The 10,987-nt window shown below is 75.4% G+C and carries 6 protein-coding genes and 2 tRNA genes; 6 read left to right on the top strand and 2 right to left on the bottom strand.

Annotated features, from left to right (window positions below; all coding sequences use genetic code 11):
* Positions 1-134 precede the first annotated feature (134 nt).
* From AB0J02_RS01745 to AB0J02_RS01770, 6 genes are all read left to right on the top strand, one after another.
* A complete protein-coding gene (locus tag AB0J02_RS01745; RefSeq protein ID WP_363191509.1) occupies positions 135-494 on the top strand; it encodes a CU044_2847 family protein in 360 nt (119 codons plus the stop codon).
* A complete protein-coding gene (locus tag AB0J02_RS01750; RefSeq protein WP_363191510.1) occupies positions 491-2,191 on the top strand; it encodes a trypsin-like peptidase domain-containing protein in 1,701 nt (566 codons plus the stop codon). The genes AB0J02_RS01745 and AB0J02_RS01750 overlap by 4 nt, the downstream gene beginning before the upstream one ends.
* A gap of 43 nt (positions 2,192-2,234) precedes the next feature.
* Entirely contained in the window at positions 2,235-3,224 is a 990-nt protein-coding gene (locus AB0J02_RS01755; protein ID WP_363191511.1) for a MoxR family ATPase, read from the top strand.
* Positions 3,214-7,740, top strand: coding sequence for an SAV_2336 N-terminal domain-related protein (locus AB0J02_RS01760; protein ID WP_363191512.1), 4,527 nt, complete (start codon positions 3,214-3,216; stop codon positions 7,738-7,740). The genes AB0J02_RS01755 and AB0J02_RS01760 overlap by 11 nt, the downstream gene beginning before the upstream one ends.
* A gap of 192 nt (positions 7,741-7,932) precedes the next feature.
* Complete coding sequence (locus AB0J02_RS01765; protein WP_363191513.1) at positions 7,933-8,970, top strand: rod shape-determining protein; 1,038 nt, start codon at positions 7,933-7,935, stop codon at positions 8,968-8,970.
* 36 nt (positions 8,971-9,006) lie between these two features.
* Complete coding sequence (locus AB0J02_RS01770) at positions 9,007-10,509, top strand: GAF domain-containing protein (RefSeq protein WP_363191514.1); 1,503 nt, start codon at positions 9,007-9,009, stop codon at positions 10,507-10,509.
* An 89-nt stretch (positions 10,510-10,598) separates the two neighbouring features.
* On the opposite strand, the gene AB0J02_RS01775 is transcribed toward AB0J02_RS01770, so the two are convergent.
* Both AB0J02_RS01775 and AB0J02_RS01780 read right to left on the bottom strand, forming a co-directional pair.
* A tRNA-Ile gene (locus AB0J02_RS01775) sits at positions 10,599-10,672 on the bottom strand.
* A gap of 177 nt (positions 10,673-10,849) precedes the next feature.
* A tRNA-Asn gene (locus AB0J02_RS01780) sits at positions 10,850-10,922 on the bottom strand.
* Between the last annotated feature and the right edge of the window lie 65 nt (positions 10,923-10,987).

Raw genomic sequence — 10,987 nt, forward strand, 5'->3', positions numbered from 1 at the left:
GAGTGCTGTGAAGAGTCTCAAGCTCCTTTTGTTGCGGGGAAGTTGACTGGTGCTGGCGGGAAGCTGCCCTGGCGCGTTCCCGCCACCGCCCGTCACAATGGCCCCAGGCACGAAGAACGTACGGGGGCAGTGGCATGAGCACGGACGGCTTGGTGGAGTTCGAGGTCGGCGACGGGACAGCGGTCCTGTTCGAAGCGGTGGGGGACGACGAGGCGCCGGGGGCCCGGCTGGTGGCACGGGGCGGTGGCGCCCTCCGGGCGACGCGCACGTTCGAATCGGCGCTCGGCCCGGTCCGCTCGGCGGCCGAGTCGGCGCTGCGCATCCTGCGGGACGGCACGCTGGCCCCCGACGGCGTCGAGATCGAGTTCGGCGTGAAGCTGTCGGCGGAGGCCGGGGCGGTCATCACGAAGGGCACGGCGGAGGGCCACCTCGTGGTGCGCCTGACCTGGTCCCCGGGGACGCCCCGCGCGGACGAGCCGACGCCGGCCCCATGAGCGGGGCGAAATGGCAGGTGCGGGTGGAGAGCGGCCGCCGGACGGGCGCCGGTTTCCTCGTCACCCCGCGCACCGTCCTGACCTGCGCCCACGTCCTCACCCCCGCCTCGGAGGTGACGGTCACCTTTCCCCAGCTGCCGGGCGAGGGCCCTGTCCCGGCGCACGTCCACACCCGAACCCCCTGGGCGGGCGGCCCGACGGACCCGGGCGACCTCGCCGTCCTCACCCTCGACCGGGACGTGAACGTGGCGCCGGCCCAGTTCGCCCCGCCCGACGCGGCGTTCGGCGATCCCCCGCCCCGCCTGGTGGCGTACGGGTTCCCGGACGGCTACGACGAGGGCACGATCGCCGAGTACCGCGCGAAGTCGAGTGTGCGGGTGAAGGACGAATGGGTGGAGCTGGTGGCGCTCGACGGCCACGGCCAGCCCCTCGCCCACGGCTTCAGCGGCGCCGCCGTCACCCTCGCGGGCTCCCACCGCGTCGTCGGCATGGTCACCGCGACGACCGGCGGTCGCGGCGTCCTCACCGGCCGGATGCTGCCGCTCGAAGTGATCTCCCGGTACATGGACCGCCACTGGCCGGACCTGGCCGACCTCATCGCGGCCCCCGACGCGGCCGCCCGCCCGGACACGGCCCGGCTGCACGCCCTCATCGAGCGGGCGACCCGCACGCGCGTCGACTGCCCGCCGGACCGGCTGTTCCGGCACGCCGTGGGCGAGTTCGGCCCCGATGTGCCGCCGGGCGGCTTCGCGTCGCTCTGGGAGGCGGCGGTCTACCTCCTGGCGCAGGTCCCCGAGGACGCCGCCGCGACCCGGTTCGCCGAGCGCCTGGAGGAGCTGATGGCGGCCCCCGCGCCGACGGGGCGGCAGCCTGCCTGGACGCCGGTCCTGATCGACGTACGGCGCAGCGGCGCGGGCGACGACCAGGCGCTCGTCGAGGTGTCCGCGTACAGCGAGGGCCGCCGCCACCCGGTCGCCGCGCGCACCGTCCCCGAGTCGCGGGTCGCCGCGTACGTCCGTGACGTGATCGACGACGCGCTGGCCCGGCTGCCGCCGGGCACCGACGACCTGGTCGCGTTCACCCTGCCCCCGAACTGGCTGAACTGGCCGGTGGACCAGTGGCCCGCGGGCCCCGACGACCCGACGCCACTGGGCTGCGCCTACCCCGTCGTCGTCACGCACCCCACCCGCCGCCAGGTCGGCCAGCGCCGCCGCCTCGCCAAACGCTGGCAGGAGGGCACGGACCTGCCGCTGCGCGCCGTGCACCGCGTCGCCTGCGAGGGCGCGGGACCGGTGCGCCAGCGGGAGTTGGGGGAGGCCGACGTGGTGGGATTCGCCCGGCCGCCCGGCTCCGAAACCGGAACCGCTCCGGGTACGGGTACGGGTCCCGGCTCCGACGATCACTTCAAGGCGGCCCTCGCCAAACCGGTCCCGGCCCTGCTGTGGCCGCGCACCGGCTGCGCCTCCGGACACGAGCCGGGCGCGCCGTGCGCGGGCGGCACCTTCCTGGACCGCCTCGGCCCGTACGTGTCCGATGCGACCCTGACCGAACTCCCGTACAGAATCATGGAGTTGCGGGAGTCGGCGGACGGCCGCGAGGACCACTGGGCCCGCGACGTCCAGCTGCTGTGGGACGCCCCGCAGTGCTTCCCCGACCCGCGCGACACCCCGGCCCCCGGCGGGCCGCCCGTAGCCTGACGCCCCCGCCACCTGGCGCCCCACGACGAGGAAAGCGGAGAACATGCCCGAGTGGCCCGTGTACACCGGAACGAGCACGCCGCACGACGGCGTCGACCGGCTGCCCGCGCCCCCTCCGTGGCGGGCCTTCGACGGCGGCCCGCAGCTGCCCACGCCCGCCGAGTCGGACGACGCCGCGGCCGTCTCACCGGACCGGGTGCACCGCGCGCACACCTACCGCGCCACCCCCGAGAGCGTGCAACTCGTCAACGCCGCCCTGTACTTGCGCCGCCCGCTGCTCGTCACAGGACCGCCCGGCACCGGCAAGTCGTCCCTCGCCTACGCCGTCGCCCGCGAGCTGCGCCTCGGCCCGGTGCTGCGCTGGAACATCACCAGCCGCTCCACGCTCGCCGACGGCCTCTACCAGTACGACCCGCTGTCCCGCCTGTACGCGGCCCGCGAGGCGGCCCCGGGAAGCGTGGCGGACCATCTGCGCCTCGGCCCGCTCGGCACGGCGCTGCTCCCCTACGGCCGGCCGCGCGCACTGCTCGTGGACGAGATCGACAAGAGCGACCTCGACCTGCCCAACGACCTGCTCAACGCCCTGGAGGAGGGCCAGTACGAGATCCCCGAACTGGTCCGCGCGGGCGGCTCGGCCCAGGTGCGGGCCGACGGCACGGACCAGCAGGTGCCCGTCGTACGCGGCCGGGTGCGCTGCCGGGCGTTCCCGTTCGTGGTGCTGACCAGCAACGGCGAGCGCGAGTTCCCGCCCGCGTTCCTGCGCCGCTGCGTCACGCTGCGGCTGCACCGGCCCGACGAGACGCAGCTGGCCGAGATCGTCCGCGCCCACCTGGGCGAACCGGACGACCACGCACGGCGGTTGATCAGCCGGTTCCTGTCCCGCGCGAACACCGGCGAGCTCGCCACCGACCAGCTCCTCAACGCGATCTACCTCACGGGCGCGGCAGGCCTGGACGCCGCCACCCGCGAGGAGCTGGCCCGACGGCTCATCCCGCATCTGGACGACGCGCCCGGCCCCACCGATGCGCGCTGAACTCGGCCGGCTCGCTGCGGCGCTCGGAGCGGCGGCGGACGGCACGCAGCCGACACCGGTCGAGCTGGCCGAACTGCTGTGGCTGGCCCAGCAGTTGCCCGGCGCCGACGCCGCCCCGCCGGAGCCGCAACCCGAGCCGGGCCCGCGACCCGAGCCGCCCCCCGCGCCCCCGCCGTTGTCCGCACCGGCCGCCCCCGACGGCGTACCACCCTCTCCGCACCCGACGCACCCACCCCAAGCCCCGCCCCCGGCGCCCGAACCCCCGCGCCCCGAACCCGCCCGCGTTCCCCTCTACTTGGACCCGGCCCCGACCCCGGCCTCCCTCCTCGCCCCGGCGCCACCGATGCTGCGCCACCCCCTGGCCCTGCAGCGCGCGCTGCGCCCCCTCAAGCGGTACGTCCCCTCCGCGGCGGGGCGGCCGGTCCTGGACGAGGCCGCCACCGTGGACCGCATCGCCCGCCTCGACGCGGGCCCGGACACCTGGCTGCCGGTGCTGCGCCCGGCGTCCGAGCGCTGGCTGCGCCTCGCCCTGGTCCACGACACGGGCCCCACGATGCCGATCTGGCGCCCGCTCCTGCGCGAACTGCACGCGGCCCTCGTCCAGTCGGGCATCTTCCGCACGGTGAGCGTGCACCGCGCCACCCCCGACGGCCGCGTCCCGCGCCTCACGCTGCCGCGCGACGGCCGTACGGCGGTCCTGCTGCTCAGCGACTGCACGGGCCCGCAGTGGCACCGGGGTTCCGGCGCGGCGGCCGTGCGCTGGTTCCGCACGCTGCACAAGCTGGCCGCGCGCGCCCCGCTGGCGGTGCTGCAGCCCCTCCCGGAACACCTGTGGCGCACCACGGCCCTGCCCGCGGTCCCGGGCCGCTTCGCCTCCCCGTACCCGGCGTCCCCGCTGCCCGCCCTGCGCTTCACGCCCTACGCCGCCGAGGACGCGGACGACCGACCGCCCGGGTCCCTCGCGCTCCCGGTCCTGGAGGCGGCGCCGCGCTGGCTGGCGCACTGGTCCCGGCTGACCGGCGCGCCGGGCGGGGCCCATGTCCCGGGCGCGGCCGCCTGGTTGACGTCCGGGCCACCGGCAGCACCGGCCGCGCCCGCCCCGGCCCGCGGCCCCGAGGACCTGGTCCGCGCCTTCCGCGCCACGGCGTCCCCCGAGGCCTTCCGCCTCGCCGGACACCTGGCCGTCGGCACCCCGCACCTGCCGGTGATGCGCCTGGTCCACGCGGCCCTGGAACCCGATCCGCGCCCCCAGCACCTCGCCGAGGTCATCCTCAGCGGCCTGCTGGCGACGGTCCCGGGACCGCCGGGCTCGTACGCCTTCCGCACCGGCGTCCGCGACCTCCTGCTCCGCTCACTCCCCCGCTCGGCCCGCGGCCGCACCACGGCGTTCTTGGCCCGGGTGGGCGGGTTGATCGACGAGCGGGCGGGCGCGGGGCCCGGGGAGTTCCGGGCGCGGACGCGAGGGGTCGAGGGGGAGGCGTTCGCGACGGTCAGCGAGGAGAGCGTGCGGCGGCTGTCCAGCGGACGGCGGGCCCTGGGAGGTCGCTATCGGCTGCTCCGGCAGCTGCGGCCGAACAGCTCGATGTGGCAGGCCCGCGACCTCGACCTGGACCGGCCGGTGGCGGTGAAGCTGCACAGGCCGCGCGACCACGGCGAGTTCCTGCGGGCCGCCCGCGCCCTGGCCCGGCTCTCCCATCCCGACGTGGCGCGGGTGCTCGACTTCGGCTTCACGGACGACGGGCCGTACACGGTCCTGGAGCACCTGGACGGCGTGCCGCTGAACACCCTGGCGGCGCCCAACGCCTACCGCCTGCCGGGGAACCTGCTCGACACGGTCGCCCGGTCGCTGGCGCGGGCCCTGACGGCTCTGCACGAGGCGGGCGTCGCACACGGCGCCGTCGGGATGACCCGCGTCACCGTGCTGCCGGACGGTTCGGTGAAGCTCGGCCAGTTCGACCCGGGGCGCACCCCGGTCCTGGCGGAACGCGCGGACGATCTCAGCGGACTGGCCGATCTGCTGCACCGGTTGGGCGCTCCGCCCACCGACCTGGCCGCGCCCGATCCGGCGCTCCGCGCCGCCGCCCTGGCGGGGCTCGCCCTCGGCTCCCCGGCCATGCCCGAGGGGCCCCGCCACACGTACGAGCTGCTCGGCCCGCTCCGGGTCACCCGCACACCGCCGGGCGGCACGTCACTGCCCGTCGGGATCGGCACGCCCGAGCAGGAAGCCCTGTTGAGCATGCTGCTCCTGAAACCCGGCAACGTCGTCACCCACGCCGACCTCGACCGGGGGATCCGGGGCGGGCGGACGCCCGAGCACGGCCCGTCCGGCACAGCCGTGCTCGTCGCCCGGCTCCGCCGTGATCTCCACGGCATCGCCACGCTCCCCGAGGGCTACGCCCTGCACACCAGTGCCGACACCATCGACATCGCCCGCTGCCAGTCCCATGTGACCGCCGCCGAGGACCTGCGCACCGCGGGCGACCTGCGGGCCGCCCGCGGCCACATCAGCGCCGCCCTCGCCCTGTTCCGCGGCACCCCCCTGGACGGCGTCCCGGGCCCCGCCGCCCGCACCGCCCGCACGCGCCTGACGCACCTCCAGCTCACCCTGCAACGCACCGCCGCCGAACTCGATCTGGACCTCGGCGAGTTCGAGGACGCGGCGACGCACCTCGACACCCTGGTCCACGCCCACCCGTCCCGCGAGGACTTCCGCCGGCTGCAGATGATCGCCCTGCACCGACTGGGCCGCACCGGCGAGGCGTTGGAGGCCTACGAGGAGTACGAGGAGCTGGGCGGCCGGACCGGGCCCGCCCTGGAGGAGCTGCACCGCGAGCTGCGGGAGGCGCGGGCCCGGGCAGGCGCGGAGGCCAGGGCGCACACCACCGCCGTGTTCCGGTTCGCCGACGGCGCCCCGCCGTCGGGCGCCGCCGCCGCCCTGGGCAGGGCCGTGGCGCAGCTGGTCGTCGAGGCCGGGCTCGGCGCCCGCGAGCACGGCCTGCTGCCCGTCGCGGACGGCTTCGACGTCCTGGTCAAGACGGCCCCGGCGGCCCGCCGTCTGCTGGCGGCGACGCTGACGGGGCTGCAGGCCAGGCTGTGGGAGATCCCGGGCAGCCCGCGCCTCGTCGTCGCGTTCTGGCCCACCGCCGAGTCGGAGCGCCCCGACACGGACACGCTCCGCGCCGACCTCGACGCCGCCGACGCGGACGCCGGGGTGACGGTCTCACCGGGCCTCTACTGGACGCTGCCGGACGACCGGCGCACGGAGCTGCACCCGAGCGGCACCCCGGCCGCGTACTGGCACGGGGTCCTGCACCTGCCGAGGACGGCCATCGAAGACACAGACGACCCCGACGACGCCGACGAACCCCCGGTACGCGGCCCGCACCCGATGCCGAACGACGGCTCGATCCCGCGCCCCGCCACCGCGCACACCGTGATCGTCTACCGCCGCCCCGACCGCAGCCTCACCCTCACGCCCCCCGACGAGACCGATCTGACCTGGGAGTTCTACGAGGTCGAGCGCGGCGAGCGGACCATGCCCGTGCGCGCCGGCGGCCTCGACGTCCGCGCCTCGGTCCGCGTCGACGACCCGCTGGAGGCGGCTCTCACCCCTGTCCTGCCGTTGGCGGCGGCCCTGGCCGAACGCCTGGAGACGGAGGCGGCGCGACTGCCCGCCCCTCTCGACATGGACAAACTGCACCGCCGCCTGGACCGCTGGCCGGTGCCGGGCTACGCGGTCCGCTGGCACCTGCCGGAAACGGACCCCCGCCCGGCAGCGGACGGCCCCGCGCCCGGCACTCGCGCCCCGGCAGAGGCAGACCGCCGCGACGACCTCACCCGCGCCCTGTCCACCGCCGAGTCCTACCTCCTCGGCTTCGACGGCCTCCTCCTGCGCCTCTACGCCGGTACCCGTGACGCCCGCGACGCCGCCCGCGAGCTCACCGCCCTGGCGGCCGAACTCCGCGACCCGGACGACGCGTTGTCGGGCCGCCCGCTGGAGCGGCCGCTGGAGCTGGAGCTGCACCCCCTGGACGTCCTGCGCTCCTTCGCGGGCCGGCCCCGGGTGGCCCGCCCCTTGAGCGAGCGGCTCGACGCGATCGAGCTGCGGGCCCTGCGCACCGCCCGCCCGGCCCACGACGCCGACCTCCTCGTGCGCACCCTGAACTCCACCGGCCGCCCCGTCGCCGTGGTCTCCGACGTCTCACCGCACGTCATCTCGGCGTATCTGCGGAGCCGTTCCCTGGAGGTACGCGCCGGGGTGCACGGCCGCACCGGCGACCCGGCCCTGCTCATGCCACGGCCCGACGCCCTGCACCGCGCCCTGCACCGGCCCGACACCCCCACCCCGCACGGCGTCCTCATCGGCACGTCGCCCGCCGAATTGCGGGCCGCCTTCGCCATCGGCCTGCCCTTCGTCGCGTACGCCCCGACGCCCGCCGCCGCGGCGCGCCTCACCGAACTGGGCGCCCAGCACGTCGTACGGCACCTGACGGAGCTGATCGACGCAGTCCGGTAGCCGGGGCCGCGGACACACGCGGCGCGGTTCACCCGGCTGGGCGACACCGGGCCCGTTCATCGAACTTTCCACCCGTCCGGCCCAGCCCCGCCCGGCCCATCCCAGCGCGCGCGGTCCGGGCCCCGCCCTCACGATGCCAAAAGGGCCGCAAGCGCGGCCCGCTCACGGTCCGCGCTCTCGGGAGGATCTGCCATGACCGTCAGTCTGGAGCAGCTGCACCGCTGCCACTTCGCCGTCGACCTGGGTGCCGCGCGCACCCGCGTCTATGTGAAGGGTGCCGGACTCGTCGTCGACGAGCCGAGCGCGGCGGCGGTCAACACCCGCACCGGCGCCCTGATCGCGGTCGGTGAGTTCGCGGAGAAGATGACCGGCCGCACCCCCGAGCACATCCGCGTCGTCCGCCCCGTCTCGGGCGGCACCGTCGTGGACATCGAGATGGCCCAGCGGATGCTGCGCAACCTGATCGGCGAGAAGCTCCGCCGCACCCTGCGCCGCAAGCCCCGGCTGCGCGCGGCGGCCTGCACTCCGCACGACGCGGATCCCCTCGCCCGGCGCGCGACGGTCGAGACGCTGGTCGGCCTCGGCGCGCGCCGCGTCGAACTGGTCGACACCCTCATCGCCGCCGCCGTCGGCTGCGGTCTGCCGGTCGAGCAGCCCGAAGCCTCGATGATCATCGTGTGCGGCGCGGCCACGACGCATATCGCGGTGCTCTCCCTGGGCGCGGTCGTGACGGCCGACCGGGTGCCGGTCGGCGGCGAGGCCATCGACCAGGCGGTCGTCCAGCACCTGCGCCAGCAGCACGAACTGATGCTCCCCTCGCAGTCCGTACGCCCCCTGCAGCTCGCCCTGCGCGGCAACGGCATCACGGAGTACGGCCCCGTGCAGACCGAGATCCACGGCCGTGACGTGGCGACGGGCCTGGCCCGTTCGGTGCAGGTCGACACGGCGGCGGTCCGGCTCGCGATCCACACCCCGCTGACCGCCGTACTCGACGGCATCGGACGGGTGCTGCGCGAGTGCCCGCCGGACCTGGTCGCCGACCTCGCGGACCGCGGCATCACGATGGTCGGCGGCTCGGCCCTGCTGCCCGGCCTCGACCAGTTGCTGCGCGACGGGACGGGCATGCCGGTGCGGATCGCCGAACGCCCCGACGTGTGCGCGGTGCAGGGCCTCGGCGCGATGATGGAGGGCAAGATCCAGCCGCTGGTCCTGAACCCGCTGGCCGGCTGACCGGGCACAGACGTACGAGTACGGGGGCGGCACACGATGACCGCGGCAGCACGTGAACCGGACGCCCCGGCAGGCCTGTCCGTCCTCCTGGAGGCCGTGCTGAACGTCGGCTCGGAGCTCGAACTCCGCCCGACGCTGCAGCACCTGGTGGACAGCGCGGCCGCCCTGACCGGCGCCCGGCACGGCGTCCTGGGCGTCCTCGACCCGGGCCACGGCGGCCTGGTCGAGGCCGTCGGCACCGGGGACACGCCGCCCGATCTGCCGCCGGACGAGGACCCGGGCACGGTCGTCCACGAGGCGGACGTCCTCGCCGTCCCCATCCGCGTACAGCAGACGGTCTTCGGCCGCCTGCGCCTGACCGGGAAGCCGCCCCACCAGGGCCCCGGCGGCTTCACCGAAGACGATCTGCATCTGGTGCGCGTCCTCGCCACCCAGGCCGGCATCGCGATCGGCAACGCCCGCCTGTACGAGACCGCCAAGCAGCGCGAGCGCTGGATCGAGGGCGCCGCCGCGGTGACCACGGCGCTGCTCACGGGCCGCACGGCCGACGCCCTGACGACGGTCGCCGAGCGGGCCAGGCTGCTCGCGGGCGCGGCCGCCGGGGTCGTGCTCCAGCCCACGGAGGCGGGCGGCATGGAGATCGTGGCGGCGTCCACGACGGACGATCCGTACACCCTGATCGGCGCGACGATCGTGCCCGGCAGCCCGGTGCTCGCCCAACTCCTCACCGGGGAGCCGGTGTTCATCGACGATTCGGCGACGGACCCGCGGATGACGACCGAGGTGCGGTCCCGCTTCGGCCCGAGCATGATGCTTCCGCTCCAGGCCGGCGGCAAACTCATCGGCACCCTGGCCCTGCCCCGCGGCCCCGGCTCCCGCCCCTACACGTCCGTCGACCACCTGCTGGCCACCCAGTTCGCCACGCAGGCGGCGCTCGCCCTGGTCCTGGCCGAGGCCCAGGCGGGCCGCGAACGCCTCGCCGTCTTCGAGGACCGCGACCGGATCGCCCGCGACCTGCACGATCTGGTGGTCCAGCGGCTGTTCGCCACGGGCATGATGCTCGAATCGACCCGGCGCCGGGCCCAGGTGGAGGACGTCCGCGCCACGCTCGCCCTCGCGGTGGACGAGCTGGAGTCGACGATCCAGGAGGTCCGCACCACGATCTTCGCGCTCCAGCAGCCGCCGGCCGACGCCCCCACCACGTTCCGCGGCAAGGTCCTGCGGGAGACGGCGGGCGCCGCCGCGATCCTGGGTTTCGCCCCGTCGGTCCACTTCACGGGAGCGGTCGAGACGGCTCTGGGCGACCCGGTCCAGGGCCGCCTCCTGACGAGCCTGCGCCGCGCGCTGGCCACGGCGTCGCGGCGGGCGGCGGTCTCCCGTATCGACGTCGTGGTCGACGCGGCGACGCCGCTGCCGGACGGCCGCCCCGGGGTGCGTCTGACGGTGGCGGACGACGGCGCCCGGGAGGACGCCGGAGCGGCCACGACGGTGACGTGGCAGTCGCCGCTGGACTCCTGCGGCGGGGGCTCGCCGCCCTGAGGGTGACAAAAGGGCCGCCACGGTTTGCGTGACGGCCCATCAGGTTACGTACGTCCTGGTCGCATCGTTTCTGCGCCATGGACTCGCGGTGGGGCGGGTGGGACTCGAACCCACGGCCGACGGATTATGAGTCCGCTGCTCTAACCGGCTGAGCTACCGCCCCGTTACGGCGTGCCGCGCACAAATGTGCGCGCCGTCTGCCGCAGCATAGCCGCTCATACGATCTCCTGCCTCGAATGGTCCGGCTCTGCACGACCTTGAGGACTCCCCAGGTGGGCCCACGGTTCCACCCGATACGAAAAAGCCCTCCGGAGTGGTCTCCGAAGGGCTTGTTCCGCAGCTCTCCCGACTGGACTCGAACCAGTAACCTGCCGGTTAACAGCCGGCTGCTCTGCCAATTGAGCTACAGGAGATCGAGCTCCCCCGACTGGACTCGAACCAGTAACCTGCCGGTTAACAGCCGGCTGCTCTGCCAATT

It is taken from the genome of Streptomyces sp. NPDC050264 (assembly GCF_040655895.1).
Classification (GTDB): Bacteria; Actinomycetota; Actinomycetes; order Streptomycetales; family Streptomycetaceae; genus Streptomyces.